Source organism: Streptomyces sp. NPDC005151 (genome assembly GCF_053599875.1).
In genome coordinates this window covers 1-21,253 of the sequence record NZ_JBSFYR010000030.1, presented here as the reverse complement: position 1 = coordinate 21,253, position 21,253 = coordinate 1, and the positions used below count along the sequence as shown (strand labels likewise).

Sequence of the window (21,253 nt, the reverse complement as noted above, 5' to 3'; positions counted from 1 at the left end):
GCGTTCAACCGTACGGCGCGGGTCGGTGGCGAATCCCCCCGGGGGGTCCCCTGTGGATGCCCCGTGCGCGCGGAACCTTCTCCGCGGGGGATAGGGACGCCGATGCGGCCCCGGAGGTTGCCTCCCGGGCACGTGAGCGATGATGGACAAAGGCGGATGACCCGTTCCTGTTGTCGTTTTCTCCGATCCACATCTCAGGGGGAGCCGTCATGGCACCGCGTATCCTGCTCGCCCGGCACGGCCAGACGGAATGGTCCGTCAAGGGCAATCACACCGGCAGGACGGACATCCCTCTGCTCGACGCGGGCCGCGAGGGCGCCAAGCTGCTGGGCGAGCGGCTGCACCGGAAACCGTGGGCGGACCTGCCGGGCCTCGAGGTCCGGACCAGCCCGCTCGTCCGCGCCAGGGAGACCTGCGAGATAGCCGGTTTCGCGGACCGGGCGCAGCCGTGGGACGCGCTCATGGAGTGGGACTACGGGGCGTACGAGGGCATGACCCCGGCCGAGATCCAGGCGATCCGGCCGGGCTGGTTCATCTGGCGCGACGGGGTGCCGGAGGGCGAGACCCTCTCCGAACTGTCCGCCCGCGCGGACGAGATCGTGGCCTGGGCGCGCTCGGCCGACCGCGACGTGCTGGTCTTCGCGCACGGTCACATCCTGCGGGCGCTGGGGGCGCGGTGGCTGGGCGAGGACGTGTCGTTCGCGTCCCGCATCCGGCTGGACCCGACGTCGCTGTCGGTCCTGGGGTGGGCGTACGGGGCGCCGGCGCTGGAACGCTGGAACGACACGGGTCACCTGGACCGGTAGGTCCCGCCGTTGCCCGGAGGTGCGGTGGGCGCTTCGCGGGGGAGGCCGTTACACCCCCATCTCTCCGCACCGCTCCAGAAGCCCCGCCACCTCCGGTGACCCGCGCTGTGCCCGCAACACCCGCACCGCCCCCGCCAACATCGCCCGGATCCGGGACGACTGCACCTGGTCGAGCAGGTCCAGCACCTGGTGCCCCGTCGCGGCCGCCTCCGCCGCGGCCCCGGCATGCGCCAGGTCCGTCGTCAGTTCGGCCCGGTACAGCGCCAGGTTCCGGGTGAAGTGCGGGGCCTGCAGCTGTGTGGCCCGTCGCGCATGACGCGCCGCCCGCGGCCAGTCACCCAGCGCCGACCAGCACTGCGCCTCCAGCATCTCCAGCTCCGCTTCCCGGAAGAACGTCATCCACTCCGGGTCGGCATCGCGCGTCCCCCGTCCGAAGGCCTCGTGCGCCCGCCCCAGCGCCCGCTCGCAGCCGCTGCGATCACCGAGCCCCGCCCGGCCCCCCGCCTCCCGCAGTGCGAGCAGCGCCAGCAGTCGCGGTGAGCCCAGCGGCGTCGCCGCCCGCTGCCCGGCCTCCGCCGCCCGTACCGACTCCCGCGGCCGCCCCGTGTCCCTGGCCAGGAACGACGCGTTGCAGAACGCATGCGCCTCCAGCGCCGCGTCACCGGCCAGCCGTGCCGTCGCCAGCGCCTCCGCGTAGTGCGAGCGGGCGTCCTCGAAACGCCCCGAGTCATGGGCCAGCCACCCCACCGAGATGGCCAGCTCACCCGCCCCGGCATGCAACCGGTCGGACGTGGAGCGGCGGGTGGTCGTCCCCTCGTCCAGCAGCGCGTAGGCCGCCCTCAGCGGCTGCGCGGCCCGTCGGTAGAGGCCGTCGCCGCCGTGCCGGTCGTCCAGCAGCCTGATCTGCCGTACCGCCTTCTCGACGGCGGTCACCTCGGCCTCGCCGACCCGTCGCTGTGCGGGTCGCTGTGCCGGTACGGCAGCGGCGGCGGTGCCGGTGGTGCCGAGGCCGAAGCCCAGGGATGCGGCCGCCATCGCGGTGGTGCCGCTGGTCATGAATACGCGACGCAGCACGTCGCTCTCCTCGTCGGTGTCGCTGTGGAGCGTGGGGGGCAGTGGGGTGTCGGGGATCTCGGCGGTGGCGCGCGCCCCTCGGCCGCGTACTGTCTCGCGCGACGAGAAGCCCAGGTCCGCCAGGGTCGCCCCGGGGAACATGTGCAGGAAGACTCGTTCGTACGCGTAGTTGGGGCAGCGGATCTCGCCGGACTCCACGCGTCCGATGTACCGGGCGTCGCACGCGACCTGCTCGCCGATCTCGCGGGCGGATCTGCGCACCGCGGCAGCGAACTCCCCGGCGGAGCGCGGTCCGCGCAGCCGCCGGAAGGCGAGGTTGGGAACTGCCCCTGTCGACACCATGGCTGGGCCCTCTCTGGTGCAAGCCGGGCCTGTTTCCGGTGTCCCGGCGGAGCAAGAAGGTACCTGCTGTGACGGACCGCACACGCAGTGTTTGCCTACAAAACGGATATTTCGCCCGCGATCCGCCATGAACTGCCATCCTTTGCGGCGGCGTGGCACCGTAGCCCTTGACGTAGTCGACGCGTTGGGCCATGTGGAGACGGAGTCTGGCTCCGCCCGGCGATGAGAGGAGAGGTCCCTTGTTGCATCTCGGCACGGAGACCGGCTCGCGGACGACTGCGACGACGAGCACGACGACGACCGGTTCCGGGGCTGCGGAGCGCGAACCCGCCACCCCCGAACCCGCCACCCCCGAACCCGCCACCCCCGAACCCGCCACCCCCGAACCCGCGACCCCCGAACCCGCCGCATCCCGGCCCCCGGCCCCCGAGGCCGCCGTGGCGGAGCCCCTGCCGCTCACCGCCCCCGGGCCCTGCGAGCTGGTGACCGTCCCCGCCCGCCAGGGCCTCGAGGCCGTCGACATCCTGCGCCGCGGCGCCGATCAGGAGGCAGTCGGCCCGGTCCTGCACGACGGCACCTGCGACACCCTCGGCTTCCTGGTGCCGCCGGGCACCGCCGAGGCCTGGGACGTACCGGGCAGCGCCTGTACGCAGACGAGCGGCCGCGGGCTCCGCATTCCCGCCGAGCCGCCGGTCTCCGGCAGTGGCTGGCTGCTGCCGCCCGCCGCCGACGCCCCGGTCACCGACCCTGCCGCGCTGCGGGCCGCCCTCGACCAGGCGGCCCGGCTGATCGAGGCGGCCGACAACTGCTGCTGAGCTCATAATGGCCGGGGGAGTGGTCCCCTCCGGTGCCGGTCCGGCACCGGAGCGATGAGCAGTGAGCAGGGGAAACAGCAGTGGCACGTCGAGGAGCATCCAGCGGTGGCGAGAACGCCCGGAAGCGTTCCGACCGCAGGCCGGAGACCCTCGCCGAGGCGGTCGACGGCGGTCTCGCCGAGCTGATACCCGACCGGGAGCGCCCCCGTGCCTGGACGCTGAACCTCGACGGCGCCCCTCAGTCCCATGTCGACCTCGACGACCCCTCGCACCTCTCCTTCTCCTACCAGCGCCGGATCGGCCACATCGCGGATCTCGCCGCTCCCGCGCAGCAGCCCCTGCACGTCGTGCACCTGGGCGGCGGCGCCTTCACCCTCGCCCGCTACATCGCCGCGACCCGCCCCCGCTCCACCCAGCAGATAGTCGAGCTGGACGCGGCGCTCGTCCAGCTGGTCCGCCGGGAGCTGCCCCTGGACCCGCAGGCCCGGATCCGGGTCCGCTCCACCGACGCCCGCGCCGGGCTCGGGAAGATCCCGGACGACTGGGCGGACCTCGTCATCGCCGACGCGTTCAGCGGATCCCGAACCCCCGCCCACCTCAACAGCACCGAGTTCCTCACCGACGTACGCCGGGTGCTGAAGCCCACCGGGCAGTACGTGGCCAATCTCGCCGACGGCCCGCCGCTGGCCCATCTCCGCGGCCAGATCGCCACCGTCGCCGCCGTCTTCCCCGAACTGGCCCTCGCCGCCGACCCGGCGGTGCTGCGCGGCCGCCGCTTCGGCAACGCCGTGCTGCTCGCCTCCGGGCTGCCGCTCAGGGTCGCCGAACTGACCCGCAGGGTCGCCACCGACCCGCACCCAGGACGCGTCGAACACGGCCGGGAACTCGCCGACTTCACCGGCGGCGCGGCTGCGGTGCGCGATGCGGACGCCCGTCCGTCACCGGTGCCGCCGTCCTCCGCGTTCCAGTGACTCCGCGTCGCACTGGTTCTGCGCTCCGCTGATCAGACGATGTCGACCGCCGGCGGATGGTCGTTGTGCGCGACCGTGCTCGGCCGGTCTTAACCACCGTGACGACACCCATGACGCGCTCGTCCGTGCCGTGGTGGCGGGCGACGCGGAGTCGGCCGGCCGGGCGGCCCGGACGGAACTGGAGCGCACGCCGGCAAGGGCGCTCGAGGTCTGAGCCCGCGGCATCTGCCTCCGCGCGTGCTGCCGGGCGATGTCCCGGGTGTCGGCTTCGGGGAAAGAACGCACAGGCGGACCGGAGCCGCCCTCGGACACCGCACCTCGTTCACCTTCCGGCGGGCCCTCCCGTGCGAACGAGGTGGGACGGGAACCGTTTCCCGGAGCCGGGGCGCCTGTGGCGCGCCGGCGGGGACTTCCGCCGGCCGATTCTGTGATCGTTCGGCAACAAGCCTTTGACCTGCTGGAATTCAAGAGCCTGCCGGCCCGGAGATTGCGTTCATCTGCTTTGGCAAGCCTTCGGTGGGACACGGTCTCGTGACTTGCAGGACACACTCGGGCAACGGAAGCGTCTTCAACTCTTGACACCCACCCCTTCAAGGCAGGAACCTTCCGGCATCGACGCATGGGAGCGCTCCCACATCGCTTGAGGCTTTCTCGCGCGAACGGCACTGCCCGTGTTCTCCCCCCTTGCACCACCCGGCACCCGCACACACCAGCGCACACCAGCGCGTATGCCGCGCAGTCAGAACGCCAGTCCCACCCTGGAACAAGGAGTAGTGGAATGCGTATCACCCGCACCGTCGCCGGTCGAAGCCGCAGAGCCGCGGTTCTGGCCACCACGGGCCTGACAGTCACGGCCCTGTTGCTGACCGGCTGCAGCAGCGACTCGGATTCATCGGACAACACAGGCTCCGGCGCGAATGGGAAGATCACGCTGACCGTTGCCGACTTCGGGCAGTTCGGCTACAAGGAAGCCGGTCTCTTCGCCAAGTACCACGAGCTGAACCCGAACATCACGGTCAAGGAGGACGTCACCTCCGATGAGAAGGTCTACTACCCCAAGCTGCTCCAGCAGCTGAACTCGGGCAGCGGTCTGGCGGACGTCCAGGGCATCGAGGTCGGCCGGATCAAGGAGATCGTCGACACCAAGGCGTCCTCCTTCGCCGACCTCAGCAAGGTGATCAACGTCGACGACTGGGTGTCCTGGAAGGAGAAGCAGGCCACCACGGCAGACGGCGCGGTGATCGGTGCGGGCACAGACATCGGTCCGATGTCCCTCTGCTACAACTCCGACCTCTTCAAGCAGGCCGGTCTGCCGACCGACCGCGAGGAGGTCGCCAAGCGGGTCGCCGGCGGCTGGGAGGACTACCTCAAGCTCGGCGAGGAGTACAAGAAGAATGCCCCCAGGGGCACCTTCTTCATGGACTCCGCGAGCGCGATGTTCAACGCCGTGGTGAGCTCCAACGCGAAGCAGTACTACGACGAGAGCGGCAAGCCGATCTACAAGGAAAGCCCCAGCGTCAAGCAGGGCTGGGACCTTGCGGCCGAGGCGGCGTCGAAGAAGCTGACCCAGGGCCTCGCCCAGTTCACCGACCCGTGGAAGGCCGCACTGCGCAAGGGCACCGCCGCCACCGTGGCCTGCCCCGCATGGATGGCCGGTCAGATCTCGATCAACGCCGGTGACGGCAACAAGGGCAAGTGGAACATCACCACCGCGCCCGGTGCGACCGCCGCCAACTGGGGTGGCTCGTTCCTCGCCGTGCCCAAGTCGGGCAAGAACGTCGACGAGGCCACCAAGCTCGTCAAGTGGCTGACCGCCCCCGAGCAGCAGGCCGCTGTCTTCAAGGCGATCGGTAGCTTCCCGTCCAACAAGGGTGCGTACGAGCTGCCGGACGTGAAGAACGCGACGCTGCCGTACTTCAACGACGCCCCGATCGGCCAGATCTACGCCGGCGAGGCCACGTCGATCCCGGAGACCGTTCTCGGCCCGAAGGACGGCGCCATCAAGGACACCATCTCCACCCAGATCAACAACATGGAGCAGCGCGGCACCAGCCCGGACGACGCGTGGAAGGCCGCGACCGGCGCGATCGACAAGGCGATCGGCTGACCGTCGCGGCAGCGGGCGGCCACCGGGCCGCCCGCACCTGCGCGCTCCCGACCACCCGGCCCGCCTCCGCACCCAGGGGCTGTCCGGGGTGCCGGGTGCTCATCGGCCTCTCCACGGCGTGCCCGGACACACCACGGGGTACCTCTCGGGCCCGCCGTGGACCTGGCCCGGTCCGGGGCACCTCCGGCCACCCGTGGACATCCACGACCGTGAGCAACCACCCACACCCCAGCCTCTGCCGGGGCGCCCCCAGTACCCGGGTACCCCAAGCAACCAGGGAAGGACTCCCGCCCGTGGCCACCTCGACTCCCGCCCGGGACGCATGTGCCCCGCCACCCAGAGGCTCCCAGCAGCCGCAGGCCGACCCCCGCCGGCAGGCGTGGCGGCGTCGGCTGTGGCGGTTCGACGACAAGGCATCGCCGTACGCCTACATAGCCCCGTTCTTCCTCGTCTTCGGCGCCTTCGGGCTCTATCCGCTGCTCTATACCGGCTGGATCGCCCTGCACCGGGTGGAGATGACCGGCCTGGACCAGATGGAGTGGGTCGGCTGGGACAACTTCGACAAGATCCTGCATGACAGCGAGTTCTGGACCGCCGTCACCAACACCTTCCTCATCGGCGTCATGTCGACGGTCCCGCAGCTGCTGGTCGCGCTGGGCCTGGCGCACCTGCTGAACTACAAGCTGCGCGCCAGCACCTTCTGGCGGACGGTCATCCTCACCCCGTACGCCACCTCCGTGGCTTCCGCGGCCCTGGTCTTCGCCCTGGTCTTCCGGGCCGACGGCGGTCTGCTGAACTGGGCGCTGGAGTTCGTCGGCTTCGGCGACACCAACTGGGCCAACGGGCACTGGACGTCCAAGATCGCGATCTCCGTCATCGTGATCTGGCGCTGGACCGGTTACAACACGCTGATCTACCTCGCCGCCATGCAGGCCGTGCCGAGCGATCTGTACGAGGCCGCCTCGCTCGACGGTGCCTCGCGATGGCAGCAGTTCCGCAAGGTGACCATCCCCTCGCTGCGGCCCACGATCCTGTTCACGATCGTCATCTCGACCATCGGCTCCATGCAGCTGTTCGGTGAGCCACTGCTGCTGGAGGGCGGCACGCTCGGCGCCACGGGCGGCAACGAGAATCAGTACGAGACGCTCAGCGTCTACCTCTACAACTACGGCTGGAACCTCGGGCATCTCGGTCCTGCCGCAGCAGTGGCCTGGGCGATGCTCGCCCTCCTGCTGATCATCGCCGCGGTCAACTGGCTCATCGGCCGCTTCGTACGCACATCCGCGGTCTGACCGGGAGCGATATCCAATGACCATGACCAGCCCCACCAAAGCCCCGGAGATCGGCGTCCCGCACACGGCCCACCGGGCGCCTCGGCGCCCGAGCCGGTTCAAGCCGGGCGCAGGCAAGCAGTTGCAGGGTGGCCCGTTCGCCTATATCGCCCTGGCCGTCGTCGGCATCGGCTCGCTCCTGCCGCTGTACTGGACCCTGGTGGCCGCCTCCCACACGCAGGACGCGGTGCTGGCCTCCACACCGCCCTTCCTGCCGGGCGGCCGGCTGATGCACAACCTGGACGCGGCCTGGAACCAGGCACATCTGGGCAAGGCGATCGTCAACAGCGTCATCGTCTCCGGCTGCATCACGGCAGCGACGCTCTTCTTCTGCACGCTGGCCGGTTACGCCTTCTCCAAGATGCGGTTCCGGGGCCGCAGCGGACTGATGACCGCGGTCATCGCCACTCTGACGATCCCGCCGCAGCTCAGCGTCGTCCCGCTGTTCATGATGATGTCCGACATCGGCTGGGGCGGAAATCTGGAGTCGGTGATCTTCCCGACCCTGGTGAGTGCGTTCGGCGTGTTCTTCATGCGCCAGTACCTGTCCGAGGCGCTGCCGTACGAGCTCATCGAGGCCGCCAAGGTCGACGGCGCGAACAACTTCCGTATCGTGCTGAGCGTCGTGCTCCCGGTGGCCCGTCCCGCGATGATGGTGCTCGGGATGCTCACCTTCGTACAGGCGTGGAACGACTTCTTCTGGCCCTACCTGGCACTGAATCAGCAGAACCCCACGCTCCAGGTGGCCCTCGGCCAGCTGAGCGCCTCGTACACCCCCGACCAGAGCATCGTGATGGCCGGCGCGCTGATCAGCACGCTGCCGCTGCTCGTGGTGTTCGTGATCTTCGGCAAGCAGATCGTCGGGGGGATCATGTCCGGCGCCGTCAAGGGCTGACGTGACGTCACCCGGCCCTTCCCTGGCGTGCCGTACGGCCTGCGCCTGACCGCATGCCGTACGGGACCCGGAGTCCCACTCTTTCCCTGACTCTGTTCGTCCATTCTTGGGAGCGCTCCCGAATGACTGCCGTACGACCCGACATCGCCCCGAAGCGGGCACCCGAGGCAACGGACTTCCCGACCGGTTTCGTCTGGGGGGCGGCCACCGCCGCCTACCAGGTCGAGGGGGCCGCCGCCGAGGGCGGCCGCACCCCTTCCATCTGGGACACCTTCAGCCGCACACCGGGCAGGGTCCGCAACGGGGACACCGGCGACATCGCCGCCGACCACTACCACCGCTACCGCGACGACGTGCAGCTGATGAAGCAACTGGGGCTGAAGGCCTACCGTTTCTCCACCTCCTGGTCCCGGGTGCAGCCCACCGGCCGGGGCCCCGCCGTCGAGCGCGGCCTGGACTTCTACCGCAGGCTTGTCGACGAGCTGCTCGAAGCCGGCATCACACCCGTCGCCACGCTCTACCACTGGGACCTTCCCCAGGAGCTGGAGGACGCGGGCGGCTGGCCGCAGCGGGTGACCGCCGAGCGTTTCACCGACTACGCCGCCATCATGGCCGGCGCCCTTGGCGACCGCGTCGGCATGTGGACCACGTTCAACGAGCCGTGGTGCTCGGCCTTCCTCGGTTACGGCTCCGGTGTGCACGCTCCCGGCCGCACCGAGGCCGTGTCCGCCCTGCGGGCGGCCCACCACCTCAACCTCGCCCATGGCCGGGCGATCGAGGTGCTGCGCGGTCAACTCCCCGCCGGCGCACAGACCTCGGTCACCCTCAATCTCCACCAGGTCCGCCCGCTGACCGACAGCGCGGCCGACGTGGACGCCGCCCGTCGGATCGACGCGGTGGGCAACCGGGTGTTCACCGGGCCGATGCTGCGGGGCGAGTACCCCGAGGACCTGATCGCCGACACCTCGCACATCGTCGACTGGTCGCAGTTGGTCCACGACGGGGACCTGGCCGCGATCTCCCGCCCGGTCGACTTCCTGGGCGTCAACTACTACACGCCGACGCTGGTTTCCACGCCTGCCGAGGGCGCCGGCGACTCGCGCAACGACGGCCACGGCGCCAGCGACTACTCCCCGTGGCCCGGCTCCGAGCATGTCGCCTTCCACCTCTCCGAGGGGAAGCCGCGCACCGCGATGAACTGGTCGATCGACCCCGACGGCTTGTACAACCTGCTGATGGACGTCACCCGTGACCACCCCGGGCTGCCGCTGATGGTCACCGAGAACGGCGCAGCCTTCGACGACTACGTCTCGCCCGAGGGCCGGGTCGAGGACCCCGAGCGGATCGAGTATCTGCGCGGCCATCTCGACGCCGTGCAGCGTGCCGTCGCCGACGGCGCGGACGTCCGCGGCTACTTCCTGTGGTCGCTGATGGACAACTTCGAGTGGGCGTACGGGTACTCCAAGCGGTTCGGTGCGGTGTACGTGGACTACGCGTCCCAGCGCCGCATCCCCAAGGCGAGCGCCCACTGGTACGCGGATGTGATCCGCCGCCACGCGCTTCCCCCGGCCGACGCGTCCTGACTCGCGCGGAACCCTGAGAGCCTGTCGGGTGACCTCTGATCGGGCGGCCACGCCCTGGCACGCACGCTTCCCGCGTTGCCAGACCGCGTCCGCTTTCCGATCGAAGGTCACCCGACAGGCTCTGAGACCCGGCCCTGCGCCGGGTCTCAGCCGTTTCCACCCGGCAGCTGGGTCTTTGGGCCCTCCGGACGCTGCGCGGCCCGCGACCACGCGCGTAAGGTGGGAGCGCTCCCAAAGGGATGCTGCGGTGCGGGCGGTCGGCCCGGTGGAGTGTCAAGGGATCCCACATCGGGACTTGGTTTGGTTATCCGACTGTGAGAAATTGACCGCGAAACGGGAGGCGGCCATGACGGTAGCGCGAGTACGGAGCGGTGGGCGGCCCACGCTCGAAGAAGTCGCGGCACGAGCGGGGGTGGGGCGCGGTACCGCCTCGCGGGTCATCAACGGTTCACCACGGGTCAGCGCGCACACCCGTGAGGCGGTGGAGGCGGCGGTCGCCGAGCTGGGTTACGTGCCCAATCGCGCGGCCCGTGCCCTGGCCGGGAACCGCACGGACGCCATCGCCCTCGTCGTGCCCGAGTCGGAGAGCCGCTTCTTCGCCGAGCCGTACTTCTCCGACATCGTGCGGGGCGTCGGCGCGGCTCTCGCCGACACCGACATGCAGCTGCTGCTCACCCTGGCGGGCAGCGACCGCGAGCGCCGGCGGCTGGCCCAGTATCTGACCGCGCACCGCGTCGACGGTGTGCTGCTGGTCTCCGTGCACGCCGACGACCCCCTGCCCGACCTGCTGGAGCAGCTCGGGATGCCGGCCGTGATGAGCGGCCGCAGATCCGCCTCCGAACCGCTCGCCGCGGTCGACTCGGACAACTTCGAGGGCGCACGCAGCGCCGTCGACCATCTGATCTCCCGGGGCCGCCGGTCCATCGCCACGATCACCGGACGCCTCGATGTGTACGGTGCGCAGCGGCGCCTCGACGGCTACCGCGAGGCCGTTGCCTCCGCCGGTCTCGACCCGGACGAGCGGCTGATCGCCCCCGCCGACTTCACCGAGGAGGGCGGCGCCCGTGCCATGCGCGACCTGCTGGTCCGCCGGCCCGATGTCGACGCGGTCTTCGCAGCCTCCGACGTGATGGCCGCGGGCGCCCGTCAGGTGCTCCGTGAGGCGGGCCGGCGTATCCCGGACGATGTGGCGCTCGTCGGCTTCGACGACTCGGCCGTGGCCCGCCACATGGACCCCGCGCTCACCAGCGTGCGTCAGCCGATCGAGGAGATGGGCCGGGAGATGACCCGGGTGCTGCTCCAGGAGATCGCGGGCGAGGACCTGGAACGCCCGCAGATCGTGCTCCCCACCGAGCTGATCGTCCGCGACTCGTCGTGACGTCCGCCGCCGGGCGGATGCCGGTGTGACGACCGTCACTCGGCCCCCCGGTGAGGGGGCATCACATGGCGAAGGGCCCCGGTCCGAAGACCGGGGCCCTTCCCTTCAGGGTGAGTAACGGGACTCGAACCCGCGACATCCTGGACCACAACCAGGTGCTCTACCATCTGAGCTATACCCACCGTGTCCGGTCTTTTCTGACCGGCCGAGAAAAAGTGTACAGGGTCCGAGAGGGTGCTCGCGCCCCAGTTGTTCAGCCGCTGATCCCGGACCTTGAAACGCCCGTGACCAGCGGCTTCCCGAGGTCCTACGACGGCGGCGCCGTCAGGCGTGTCGCGATGGCCTTGGCCTGCTCCGAGTCCGGGCCGGGCTGCGGTACGAAGATCGCCTCCCGGTAGTACCGCAGCTCCGTGATGGAGTCGCGGATGTCCGCGAGGGCCCGGTGGTTGCCGTTCTTCTCCGGACTGTTGAAGTACGCCCTCGGGTACCAGCGGCGGGCCAGCTCCTTGACCGAGGACACATCGACGATCCGGTAGTGCAGGTAGCCCTCCAGGGCCGCCATGTCCCGGGCCAGGAATCCCCGGTCGGTACCGACCGAGTTCCCGCAGAGCGGTGCCTTGCCCGGCTCCTTCACGTGCTCGCGCACATAGGCCAGCACCTGGGCCTCGGCGTCGACGAGCGTGGTGCCGTCGGCCAGCTCGTCGAGGAGACCCGAGGCGGTGTGCATCTGCCGCACCACCTCGGGCATCGTCTCCAGGGCCCTGTCCGGCGGGCGGATCACGATGTCCACCCCTTCGCCGAGCACGTTCAACTCCGAGTCGGTGACCAGTGCGGCCACCTCGATGAGTGCGTCTTCCGTCAACGAGAGCCCGGTCATCTCGCAGTCGATCCACACCATGCGATCGTTCATACGTCCCACCCTACGGGGCGCTGCGCTGCCCCGGCAGGGTCGGGCGCCCGGTGGCGTATGCGTCGGAGCCCGGCTTCCCGTGCTCCGGCTGCCCCGCCCCGGCCGCCGTGGAGGCTGCGGCCGGAGGGCCCGACGGGGTCGCCTTCAGGCCGGCCCTCCGGCTCGCGGTGCCCTGTGCGGGCACGACCGTCTCGATCGCCGTCACCACCGGCTCCATGGGTCCGCCCTGCGGACGGCGGGCCCGGTACGCGGCCCGGTACGCGGCGGGGGAGGAGCCCAGCTGGCGCCGGAAGTGTCCGCGCAACGCGACCGGCGAGCGGAAGCCGCAGCGGCCCGCGCCCTCGTCGACCGAGTAGTCGGACGTCTCCAGCAGCCGCTGCGCCTGCAGCACGCGCTGGGTGATCAGCCACTGGAGCGGTGCACTGCCGGTCAGCGAACGGAACCTCCGGTCGAAGGTCCGCCTGCTCATGTAGGCGCGCGCGGCGAGCGTCTCCACGTCGAACTGCTCGTGGAGGTGCTCCAGCGCCCAGGCCACGACCTCGGCGAGCGGGTCGGAGCCGATCTCCTCGGGTAAAGACCTGTCGAGGTAGCGCTCCTGACCGCCACTGCGCCGCGGGGGCACAACGAGCCGGCGGGCCAGTGCCCCGGCGGCCTCGGTGCCGTGGTCCGTGCGGACTATGTGCAGACAGAGATCGATTCCTGCCGCTGTCCCGGCGGAGGTGAGCACATCGCCGTCGTCGACGAACAGCTCGCGCGGATCGACGTGGACCGACGGGTAGCGCTTGGCCAGCGTCGGTGCGTACATCCAGTGCGTGGTCGCGGGACGGCCGTCCAGCAGCCCCGCGGCGGCGAGCACGAACGCGCCGGTGCACAGCCCGACGATGCGGGCCCCTTCCTCATGGGCGCGGCGCAGCGCGTCCAGCGCCTCGGCGGGCGGTGGCGAGGTGATCGAACGCCAGGCGGGCACCACGACGGTGCCTGCCCTGCTGATCGCCTCCAGCCCGTAGGGCGCGGTGAGTTCGAGCCCGCCGGTGGTGCGCAGCGGCCCCTCCTCCCCGCCGCAGACGAGAAGTCGGTAGCGCGGAACTCCCGCGTCCTGCCGGTCGATCCCGAACACGGAGAGCGGGATGGAGCTCTCGAAGATGGGGCCGCCGCTGAACAGCAGGACGGCGACGACTTCCCGACGTCGTCGTCCGCCGAGCTTCTGTACAGCCTCCGTTGCGGCGGCGGAGTCCTGGCTCATGACGCTAAGCCCCCCTCGGTGTTCGCGTCTTCCTGGTCCTTACGGGCCTGTCGCTCCTGCACATTTCCCCTCGGTCTTGCACGAGTCCCCAGTCTTCGGCACTCAAGATCGAATCTACTGCGTCTCGTGGTGCCGTCGTGCCAAGTTGACCAACCAGCGCTATGTCGACATGGCCACTTGGCGGGAAGCATTCGATCACGAAGCGTTCCACCCCCGGGCCGTGCAGGGAAGTGTGCCCCCCGTTCGTGGCCCGTCCCTATCGGGTGGAAGCGTACCGCGTGGTCTCTTCTTGCCTGATGGCAAGGGGGTTGATCGGCCAATTCGCCAAGGAATCGACAGGGGTGAGAAGTTGGCTGAAAACATACGGTTGTGTGTGCCGGATTCAGTCGTTTGACCGGCGCACGACCCCCTCCGTACGACTGCTCCTGTGCGCCCCCTCGGTCCGGTGGGCGGCCACGCGTTCGGACCGGCGGAGCAGGATGCGGCAGGCGGCGGTGCCGACCCGCGCGGCCGGGAGTGAGGGCGTCGGCATGGCCGGCGGATGTGCCGTACGCCACCAGGACGGCCGGTTCGGCAGGCGGCTGAACGCCGCCCGGCGGACCACGCCGGTCGCGGACCGGTCGGCGGTGGTGACGGGCGCGGTCGGCCGGTCGGGCGGGGCGGCGCGGTGATTCGGTGCGGTGGTCACCCTGCGGGGGGTGACTCTGTGGTGCGGCTCGGTCGCCGACGGGTGTCCGCCGGGGCCGGTCACCCGGCGCGGTCCCCCGGTCGGGCGGCCTCGGTGTACCGCGCAACCGGCATTGCCATCCGCGGCTGCCTCGGGCATGCTCCGTGGAACGTCGCACGCGCTTTGCGGGAGTCTGGGCAGTGGAGGAGTGGCGCCGTACCCTTGGGGGTAAGGGGTTGGGAAGATGATTCCCGGACACCACAACACCGCCCGCTGATACGCCTTCCCCAAGCCGCTCTCTCCTCACGAGGACTCTCTTCGCCGAGACACCGATGGCCGGTCACGAAATCCCCGAACCCGCGGACCGCAAGCGGGTAGCCGACCCACTGTCGGACCCCCTGGCGGTCGAAGAACCACGCCACTCCTGCGATCCCGCCTTCCGGCATGGGGTCGTGGTCGGCTTCGACGGCTCCACGTCCAGTGAGCGAGCCCTCGCCTATGCCATCGGGATGGCCCGAAGATCAGGTTCCGCGCTGATCATCGTCCATGTCGCCAATCGGCTTCCGACCACGGTCTGGGCAGGCTGCGAGCCGCCCGTCTTCGTCGACGTGCCCGATCACCGCACCGAGGTCCTCGGTCTGGAGCTCGCCTGTGCGGACTACCTCTCCGAGGTGCCGTGGGTGCTCGTCGAGCGGGGCGGCGACATCTGCCACGAGCTGGAGGAGGTCGGCCGGGAGTACTCGGCCGACGCGATCGTCGTCGGCTCCACGCACGGCATCGTCGGCCGGATCTTCGGCTCGGTGGCGGGGCGGCTGGCGCGGCGCGCCCAGCGCCCGGTCGTGGTCATTCCCTAGGGCTCTTTCTTCCTGACGCGGCGCCGTCCTGGCCGGATGGCCGACGTGGCGTCAACTCGCCCTTGAAAACAGGCAATCTACTCACCCGTAAAGGTGAATTGTACGCTTGTGAAGGGTACATAAGGGTCACTGGGAAACAGCACCACTGCCTTTGAAGGGAGCCCGCCGTGGACAATGACGTCTCTGCGGGAAGCAGCAGCACCTCCACCCTCGGCCATCTCGCCCTGGGACTCACCCTGTTGGCGTTCGGCATCGGTCATACCCGGGTCATCGACGGGGTGACGGCGGCCGACGCCGTCTCGCTCGCGCTGTATGTCGGCGGTATCGCCCTGTTCGTCGCCGGACTGCTGGAGTTCCGCGGCGGCAGCGCCTTCACCGGCACGGCCTTCGTCGGGCTCGGCGCCTTCTGGTTCACCTGGGGCACCGGTTCCGATGCCCATGTCTCCGGTCATGCGGCGGGGCTGTTCCTGCTGCTCTGGGCGCTGTTCGCGCTGAGTCTCACCCTCGGGGCGGCCGGCGGCGGTCTCCTCGCGCAGGGGACGTACGCACTGCTCTTCCTGGGGCTTCTGCTCCTGGGCGTCGGGCAGTTCGCCGGCAGTGACGGGCTCGGCAAGGTCGGCGGCTGGCTGGCCGCGGTGGCCGGTCTCGCCGCCTGGTACGGAGCGACGGCGGCGCTGGCCAAATGGCCGACGGCACTGCCGGGGCGTGCTGCCGGCCGGGGTGTGACGGCCGCCGGCTGAGGCAGTCACCGGCCGGTGCGACCTGGGGCGGCACCGGCCAACGGGAGAGAGCGGCCCCGCACCTTTCGTGACGTGGTGCGGGGCCGCTCTCCTGCCGTACGGGTGGCGGGCTACTCGACGGTGACGGACTTCGCGAGGTTCCGCGGCTTGTCGATGTCGCGGCCCATGGCCAGCGCCGTGTGGTACGCGAAGAGCTGGAGCGGGATGCCCATCAGGATCGGGTCCAGCTCGTTCTCGTTCTTCGGCACCACGATGGTGTGGTCGGCCTTCTCCTGGACCTGGTGCGCAACCGCGAGGATCCGGCCGCTGCGGGCCTTGATCTCCTCCATCGCGGCGCGGTTCTTCTCCAGCAGGTCGTCGTCCGGCACGATCGCGACCGTCGGCATCGCGGGCTCGATCAGGGCCAGCGGGCCGTGCTTCAGCTCGGACGCCGGGTAGGCCTCGGCGTGGATGTACGAGACCTCCTTGAGCTTCAGCGAGGCCTCGCGGGCGACGGGGTAGCCGCGCACCCGGCCGATGAACATCATCGACTTGGCGTCCGCGTACTCCGCGGCCAGCTTCTTGATCTCGTCCTCGCTCTCGAGGATCTCGGTGATCTGCGCGGGCAGCCTGCGCAGCCCCTCGATGATCCGCTTGCCGTCGGCGACCGACAGGTCGCGGATGCGGCCCAGGTGCAGGGCGAGCAGCGCGAACGCGACCACCGTGTTGGTGAAGCACTTGGTGGAGACGACGCAGACCTCCGGGCCGGCGTGGACGTACGTACCGCCGTCGGCCTCCCGGGCGATCGCCGAGCCGACCACGTTGACCACACCGAGGACCCGTGCGCCCTTGCGCTTGAGCTCCTGGACGGCGGCCAGCACGTCGTACGTCTCACCGGACTGGGAGACCGCGACGTACAGGGTGTCGGGTTCGACGACCGGGTTGCGGTAGCGGAACTCGGAGGCGGGCTCGGCGTCCGCGGGGATGCGGGCCAGCTCCTCGATGAGCTGGGCGCCGATCTGGCCCGCGTGGTACGAGGTGCCGCAGCCCAGGATCTTGATCCGGCGGACCCCGCGCGCCTCACGGGCGTCCAGGTTGAGACCACCCAGGTGCACGGTGGAGAACCGGTCGTCGATGCGGCCGCGCAGCACCCGGTCGACGGCGTCGGCCTGCTCGGAGATCTCCTTGTGCATGTACGTGTCGTGGCCGCCCATGTCGTACGACTCGGCCTCCCACTCCACGGTGGTCGGCGTGGCCGTCGTGGACGAGCCCTCCGTCGTGTACGTACGGAAGTCGTCGGCCTTGAGGGTGGCCATCTCGCCGTCGTCGAGGGTGACGACCTGACGGGTGTGGGCGACCAGCGCGGCGACGTCGGAGGCGACGAACATTTCCTTCTCGCCGATGCCGAGGACGACCGGGGAGCCGTTGCGCGCGACGACGATGCGGTCGTTGAAGTCGGCGTGCATGACGGCGATGCCGTACGTGCCCTCGACCGAGCGGAGCGCCTCGCGGACCTTCTCCTCCAGGGTGTCCGCCTGCGCACGGGCGATCAGGTGGACCAGCACCTCGGTGTCGGTCTCGGAGAGGAAGACGATGCCGTCGGCGACGAGCTTCGCACGGAGCTCGGAGGCGTTGTCGATGATGCCGTTGTGGACGACGGCGACCTTGTTCTCGGCGTCCAGGTGCGGGTGGGCGTTCTCGTCGCTCGGGGCGCCGTGGGTGGCCCAGCGGGTGTGGGCGATGCCGGTGGTGCCGGTGAAACGCTTGGGGACGCGGGCCTCCAGCTCGCGGACCCGGCCCTTCGCCTTGACCATCTTCAGCGTGGCGGGCTTTCCGGCCGCTGCCTTGCCGGTGATGACGATGCCCGCGGAGTCGTACCCCCGGTACTCCAGCCGCTGCAGCCCCTCCAGCAGCAGCGGTGCCACATCACGCTTTCCGATATATCCGACGATTCCGCACATAGTTTCTCTGCCCCTTCATCGACGTCGTTGTGGTGCCCGGTGCTCAGCCGTAGACGATGCGGCGCAGCTGGCGGAGCGAGAGCTCCGGCGGCGCGACCGCCCGGTGCGGCAGCTCGGCCGCGATGCGCTCGAAGATCTCCGTGTTCACCAGGCCGCCGGACTGCAGTTCGCGGTGGCGGCGGCGGACGAAGTCGTCGGTCGTCTCGTCGAAGTACGCCAGCACGTCGAGGATCACCCGGGCGGCTTCGCCGCGCTGGAGCGTGGTGGAGCGCACCAGGTGATCGATGAGGTCGTCGTGCGACGAGCGGCGTTCAGGCACTCGTTGATATTGCGGTGAATGGAGCCTCAACGCAACAATTCTGCCCGATATCGGGCAGGGGTGAGTGTGATCACGCTCTCTTTCACGCCCGGGTCGGTGCCAGGACCGCCGGGGAAAACGGCGACCTCACCCAGCGCCTCGCATGCTGGGTGATTCCGGCGGCCGCAGAACGGGGAAGTGGTCTACACCTTGACCACGCGTGAGGCGCACGATACGCATGGTGATGGTTCGTTGCTCAGGAGATCCACAGGTGTGAACCCGTCGAAAGGGACCCGGCTTGTGAGACTGCACAGGACACAGCGCACCGCACTTCCCCGTCTGCTCGGCTCGCTGCTGCTCGTCACGGCGGCCGGAATCTCCAGTGTCGGCGCGGCTCCGGGAGGAGCCGCGGCGCACAGCGGCCAGGCCTCCGCCGCCGCGCCCCGTCCGCTCGGGCAGATCGTGCCCGCCCCCGCCGAGGTGAAGGCGGGCGGGTCCCCGTACACCATCACCGCGGGAACGAAGATCCGCATCGACGACGACTCCGGCGAGGCCCGGAGGATCGGCACCTACCTGGCGGGCGTGCTGCGCCCCTCCACCGGGTACGCCCTGCCGGTCACCGACCGCGGCGGCAGTGACGGCATCCGGCTCCGGCTCGGCTCCCACGACAGCGAGCTGGGCGCGGAGGGTTACACGCTGAAGTCGAGCCACGGATCCGTCACCATCACCGCGCGCGGCCCGGCAGGCCTCTTCCACGGCGTCCAGACGCTCCGTCAGCTGCTCCCGGCGGACGTGGAGATGAACAGCCGCCAGGCGGGGCCGTGGCAGGTCGCGGGCGGCACGGTCACGGACGCGCCGCGCTACGCGTACCGCAGCGCGATGCTCGATGTCTCCCGGCACTTCTTCTCCGTCACCGAGGTCAAGCGCTACATCGACCAGCTCGCCCTCTACAAGATGAACAAGCTCCATCTGCATCTCTCCGACGACCAGGGCTGGCGCATCGCCATCGACTCCTGGCCGCGGCTGGCCACGTACGGCGGGCAGACCGAGGTCGGCGGGGGAGTCGGCGGCTACTACACCAAGAGCGACTACAAGGAGATCGTCCGGTACGCCTCCTCCCGCTACCTGGAGGTCGTGCCGGAGATCGACCTGCCGGGCCACACCAATGCGGCACTCGCCTCGTACGCCGAGCTGAACTGCAACGGGGTCGCACCGCCGCTCTACACCGGCACGAGCGTCGGTTTCAGCTCGCTGTGCGTGCCGAAGGCGATCACGTACACGTTCGTGGACGACGTGATCCGTGAGCTGGCCGCGCTGACGCCGGGCAAGTACCTCCACATCGGCGGCGACGAGGCGCACTCCACCAGTCACGACGACTACGTGACGTTCATGAACAGGGCGCAGGCCGTCGTCGGCACATACGGCAAGACCGTGGTCGGCTGGCATCAGCTGACCGGGGCCACGCCCGTCGCGGGCGCGGTCGCCCAGTACTGGGGTTACGACCGGACGGGCGCTGCCGAGCGCAAGCAGGTGGCGGACGCGGCGAAGAACGGCACGAAGCTGGTGCTGTCCCCTGCGGACCGTACGTACCTCGACATGAAGTACAACAAGGACACCGAGCTGGGCCTGGCCTGGGCCGGCTATGTCGAGGTGCAGCGTTCGTACGACTGGAACCCGGCGACGTACCTCGAAGGCGCCCCGGAGGGCTCGATCCTCGGGGTCGAGGCGCCGATCTGGTCGGAGACGGTGACGAACAGCGACGAGGTCGAGCAGATGGCGTTCCCGCGGCTGCCGGGCGTTGCGGAGCTGGGCTGGTCGCCGGCGTCCACGCATGACTGGGACGCGTACAAGGTGCGGCTCGCGGCGCAGGGGCCGAGGTTCTCGGCGCTGGGGATCGACTACTACCGGTCGGCGCAGGTGCCGTGGCCTGCGCAGTGAGGTGACCGGGCGTCCTGCTGACGCTCTGTCCCCGATCGCCGGGCGGGCTTGATCTTTCGGGCCCGCCCGGCGACCGGGGCAGTTCCTGGTGCCGCCCCCGGCAGGCTTTGCCCCGTCGCACCGCCCAGCACGCCCGCTCGCCGCGCTGGCCAAAAGCCCCGGTAGCTCCTTCCCCAAGCTCTCAACTTCGTTCGAGCAGGGGAGACCCCACTGGGGGACTTCCGGCCACCTTGCGATCGCACGCACCGGACGACGCTCCTCATCCTCAGCAGCGTCGGTGTGTTGCTGGTGGTCGGGCCGATCGCGCTCACCGTGTTCGTGCTGGCCGCTCGTCCGCCGGTGCGAGCCGCATACCGGCGGCGCCTGAGCAGCCCGGCGACGGGAATGGGGATGCTGTCCGGCTCCCTCTTCATTCTGTGGGTCCGGATGACCGACTCGATGAAGATGTTGCCGCAGACGGGCATCTTCCGGATCGTGCTGATTCCGGCCCTGCTGGCGTCGATTCTCTTCGGGCTGCCGTTCGTGCTCACAGCGGCGGTGCTGTGTGTGCGCCACGTCTTCCGTACCGCCGATGTGCACGAGGTACTGCGCCGCTGATCTCGCCCGTGCCGGTGTGGGCCATGTTCGTCTTCCAGCTCTTCGACAGCGCGCCCGTCGCCGCCCCGGTTCGGGTGCGCGGGCTGTTCCTGGTCGGGCCGCCGCTGTCCGTCACGCTTCTCTCGCTGTGGGAACTGCGCCGACTGCGCACTCATTTCGGTCTGACCGTACGCGGTGCGCTGCGGCAGGACGACCGTGTGCCGGCATAGCTCCAGCGAGGTACGCGGGGCCCTGCGCGCGCAGGGCCCCGCGTCACTTCAGCAGCCCGTACGGTCCTCCGTCAGGGTGCCCTGCTCGGTCCGCAGTGTGCGGTCGTAGCAGCCTTCCGACCCGTTCAGCCGGTAGTGCTCGCTCGACGTGCCGACAGCATGGCGCTGGTCACGCGGGACACCCAGCGTCCAGGCGGCGTCGCCGGTGTAGGTGTCGTCGAGCCGTGACCAGGAGATGCGCTTGCCGGCGCGGACGACCGAGGTGTCGGCGCGGTCCCCGAGCGTGAGGACGGTGCGCAGCCGGTTGTCCGTGCCGATCGTGATCTCGCCGTCCATGGTGTAGACGCGGTGGGTGTGCGCGACGCGCGCCGGGCCCCGGCCGTCCACGGTCACCGTCTCGTCGTCGTCCCAGCGGGCCGTGAGCCCGTCGGTGTTCTCGTCCTCCGTCCAGCGGTGGACGGAGGTGTTGGCGAGGGTGCGCGAGACGGTGGTCTCGACGCGCCCGTGCGAGGTGTCGACATAGCCGGCGACGGTCAGCCGGTGGCCGCCCTTGGT

General features: G+C 70.1%; 19 protein-coding genes, 1 tRNA gene and 1 pseudogene. 14 read left to right on the top strand and 7 right to left on the bottom strand.

What is annotated here, in order from left to right; all coding sequences use genetic code 11:
• The first annotated feature begins 209 nt into the window (after window positions 1-209).
• Entirely contained in the window at window positions 210-806 is a 597-nt protein-coding gene (locus ACWD6R_RS18110; RefSeq protein WP_266985341.1) for a histidine phosphatase family protein, read from the top strand.
• A 48-nt stretch (window positions 807-854) separates the two neighbouring features.
• On the opposite strand, the gene ACWD6R_RS18105 is transcribed toward ACWD6R_RS18110, so the two are convergent.
• Window positions 855-2,222 (bottom strand): tetratricopeptide repeat protein, encoded by a 1,368-nt coding sequence (locus ACWD6R_RS18105; RefSeq protein WP_451819577.1) that lies wholly within the window; start codon window positions 2,220-2,222, stop codon window positions 855-857.
• Window positions 2,223-2,671: 449 nt separating this feature from the next.
• Between ACWD6R_RS18105 and ACWD6R_RS18100 the strand changes: the two genes are divergently transcribed.
• From ACWD6R_RS18100 to ACWD6R_RS18070, 7 genes are all read left to right on the top strand, one after another.
• Window positions 2,672-3,037 (top strand): hypothetical protein, encoded by a 366-nt coding sequence (locus tag ACWD6R_RS18100; RefSeq protein ID WP_451819626.1) that lies wholly within the window; start codon window positions 2,672-2,674, stop codon window positions 3,035-3,037.
• A gap of 80 nt (window positions 3,038-3,117) precedes the next feature.
• The gene (locus ACWD6R_RS18095) at window positions 3,118-4,008 is read left to right on the top strand and encodes a spermidine synthase (protein ID WP_451819576.1); all 891 of its coding nucleotides are present in this window, start codon (window positions 3,118-3,120) and stop codon (window positions 4,006-4,008) included.
• Window positions 4,009-4,786: 778 nt separating this feature from the next.
• Window positions 4,787-6,115, top strand: coding sequence for an ABC transporter substrate-binding protein (locus ACWD6R_RS18090; protein WP_451819575.1), 1,329 nt, complete (start codon window positions 4,787-4,789; stop codon window positions 6,113-6,115).
• A gap of 293 nt (window positions 6,116-6,408) precedes the next feature.
• On the top strand, window positions 6,409-7,407 hold the full coding sequence (locus ACWD6R_RS18085) for a carbohydrate ABC transporter permease (protein ID WP_451819574.1): 999 nt from the start codon (window positions 6,409-6,411) through the stop codon (window positions 7,405-7,407).
• A gap of 16 nt (window positions 7,408-7,423) precedes the next feature.
• Window positions 7,424-8,341 (top strand): carbohydrate ABC transporter permease, encoded by a 918-nt coding sequence (locus ACWD6R_RS18080; protein ID WP_451819573.1) that lies wholly within the window; start codon window positions 7,424-7,426, stop codon window positions 8,339-8,341.
• 122 nt (window positions 8,342-8,463) lie between these two features.
• On the top strand, window positions 8,464-9,924 hold the full coding sequence (locus ACWD6R_RS18075; RefSeq protein WP_451819572.1) for a GH1 family beta-glucosidase: 1,461 nt from the start codon (window positions 8,464-8,466) through the stop codon (window positions 9,922-9,924).
• A gap of 346 nt (window positions 9,925-10,270) precedes the next feature.
• Window positions 10,271-11,302: a LacI family DNA-binding transcriptional regulator gene (locus tag ACWD6R_RS18070; protein ID WP_451819571.1), complete on the top strand. Its 1,032-nt coding sequence runs from the start codon at window positions 10,271-10,273 to the stop codon at window positions 11,300-11,302.
• A gap of 109 nt (window positions 11,303-11,411) precedes the next feature.
• On the opposite strand, the gene ACWD6R_RS18065 is transcribed toward ACWD6R_RS18070, so the two are convergent.
• From ACWD6R_RS18065 to ACWD6R_RS18055, 3 genes are all read right to left on the bottom strand, one after another.
• Window positions 11,412-11,484 (bottom strand) — tRNA-His (locus ACWD6R_RS18065).
• Between the two features lie 125 nt (window positions 11,485-11,609).
• The gene (orn, locus tag ACWD6R_RS18060; protein WP_266985369.1) at window positions 11,610-12,212 is read right to left on the bottom strand and encodes an oligoribonuclease; all 603 of its coding nucleotides are present in this window, start codon (window positions 12,210-12,212) and stop codon (window positions 11,610-11,612) included.
• A gap of 10 nt (window positions 12,213-12,222) precedes the next feature.
• Entirely contained in the window at window positions 12,223-13,455 is a 1,233-nt protein-coding gene (locus ACWD6R_RS18055; protein ID WP_451819570.1) for a helix-turn-helix domain-containing protein, read from the bottom strand.
• A gap of 479 nt (window positions 13,456-13,934) precedes the next feature.
• Here ACWD6R_RS18055 and ACWD6R_RS18050 point away from each other — a divergent pair, with 479 nt between their 5' ends.
• The 3 genes from ACWD6R_RS18050 (at window position 13,935) to ACWD6R_RS18040 (ending at window position 15,716) form a co-directional block, all read left to right on the top strand.
• Window positions 13,935-14,126 (top strand): hypothetical protein, encoded by a 192-nt coding sequence (locus ACWD6R_RS18050; RefSeq protein ID WP_451819569.1) that lies wholly within the window; start codon window positions 13,935-13,937, stop codon window positions 14,124-14,126.
• A 328-nt stretch (window positions 14,127-14,454) separates the two neighbouring features.
• A complete protein-coding gene (locus tag ACWD6R_RS18045) occupies window positions 14,455-14,976 on the top strand; it encodes a universal stress protein (protein WP_451819568.1) in 522 nt (173 codons plus the stop codon).
• Window positions 14,977-15,143: 167 nt separating this feature from the next.
• Window positions 15,144-15,716, top strand: coding sequence for an acetate uptake transporter (locus ACWD6R_RS18040; protein WP_451819567.1), 573 nt, complete (start codon window positions 15,144-15,146; stop codon window positions 15,714-15,716).
• Between the two features lie 110 nt (window positions 15,717-15,826).
• On the opposite strand, the gene glmS is transcribed toward ACWD6R_RS18040, so the two are convergent.
• Together glmS and ACWD6R_RS18030 are read right to left on the bottom strand one after the other, a co-directional pair.
• Window positions 15,827-17,656 (bottom strand): glutamine--fructose-6-phosphate transaminase (isomerizing), encoded by a 1,830-nt coding sequence (gene glmS / locus ACWD6R_RS18035; RefSeq protein ID WP_451819566.1) that lies wholly within the window; start codon window positions 17,654-17,656, stop codon window positions 15,827-15,829.
• Window positions 17,657-17,699: 43 nt separating this feature from the next.
• Window positions 17,700-17,975 carry a hypothetical protein gene (locus tag ACWD6R_RS18030; protein ID WP_266985378.1) on the bottom strand — a complete coding sequence of 92 codons (276 nt, stop codon included), beginning with the start codon at window positions 17,973-17,975 and terminating at the stop codon, window positions 17,700-17,702.
• A gap of 279 nt (window positions 17,976-18,254) precedes the next feature.
• On the opposite strand from ACWD6R_RS18030, the gene ACWD6R_RS18025 reads away from it, so the two are divergent.
• The 3 genes from ACWD6R_RS18025 to ACWD6R_RS18015 all read left to right on the top strand — a co-directional run bounded on the left by ACWD6R_RS18025 (window position 18,255) and on the right by ACWD6R_RS18015 (window position 20,698).
• Entirely contained in the window at window positions 18,255-19,892 is a 1,638-nt protein-coding gene (locus ACWD6R_RS18025) for a beta-N-acetylhexosaminidase (protein ID WP_451819565.1), read from the top strand.
• A 279-nt stretch (window positions 19,893-20,171) separates the two neighbouring features.
• On the top strand, window positions 20,172-20,489 hold the full coding sequence (locus tag ACWD6R_RS18020; protein WP_451819564.1) for a hypothetical protein: 318 nt from the start codon (window positions 20,172-20,174) through the stop codon (window positions 20,487-20,489).
• Between the two features lie 8 nt (window positions 20,490-20,497).
• Entirely contained in the window at window positions 20,498-20,698 is a 201-nt protein-coding gene (locus tag ACWD6R_RS18015; RefSeq protein WP_451819563.1) for a hypothetical protein, read from the top strand.
• A 48-nt stretch (window positions 20,699-20,746) separates the two neighbouring features.
• Here the strand turns inward: ACWD6R_RS18015 and ACWD6R_RS18010 are convergent.
• Window positions 20,747-21,253 (bottom strand): annotated as a pseudogene (locus ACWD6R_RS18010) (peptide-N4-asparagine amidase); the annotation flags it as partial.

Coding starts and splice junctions, on each gene's coding strand:
- ACWD6R_RS18045 (WP_451819568.1), top strand. CDS start 14,455: ATGGCCGGTCACGAAATCCCCGAACCCGCGGACCGCAAGCGGGTAGCC.
- ACWD6R_RS18070 (WP_451819571.1), top strand. CDS start 10,271: ATGACGGTAGCGCGAGTACGGAGCGGTGGGCGGCCCACGCTCGAAGAA.
- ACWD6R_RS18050 (WP_451819569.1), top strand. CDS start 13,935: ATGCGGCAGGCGGCGGTGCCGACCCGCGCGGCCGGGAGTGAGGGCGTC.
- ACWD6R_RS18075 (WP_451819572.1), top strand. CDS start 8,464: ATGACTGCCGTACGACCCGACATCGCCCCGAAGCGGGCACCCGAGGCA.
- glmS (WP_451819566.1), bottom strand. CDS start 17,656: ATGTGCGGAATCGTCGGATATATCGGAAAGCGTGATGTGGCACCGCTG.
- ACWD6R_RS18110 (WP_266985341.1), top strand. CDS start 210: ATGGCACCGCGTATCCTGCTCGCCCGGCACGGCCAGACGGAATGGTCC.
- ACWD6R_RS18105 (WP_451819577.1), bottom strand. CDS start 2,222: ATGGTGTCGACAGGGGCAGTTCCCAACCTCGCCTTCCGGCGGCTGCGC.
- orn (WP_266985369.1), bottom strand. CDS start 12,212: ATGAACGATCGCATGGTGTGGATCGACTGCGAGATGACCGGGCTCTCG.
- ACWD6R_RS18090 (WP_451819575.1), top strand. CDS start 4,787: ATGCGTATCACCCGCACCGTCGCCGGTCGAAGCCGCAGAGCCGCGGTT.
- ACWD6R_RS18055 (WP_451819570.1), bottom strand. CDS start 13,455: ATGAGCCAGGACTCCGCCGCCGCAACGGAGGCTGTACAGAAGCTCGGC.
- ACWD6R_RS18080 (WP_451819573.1), top strand. CDS start 7,424: ATGACCATGACCAGCCCCACCAAAGCCCCGGAGATCGGCGTCCCGCAC.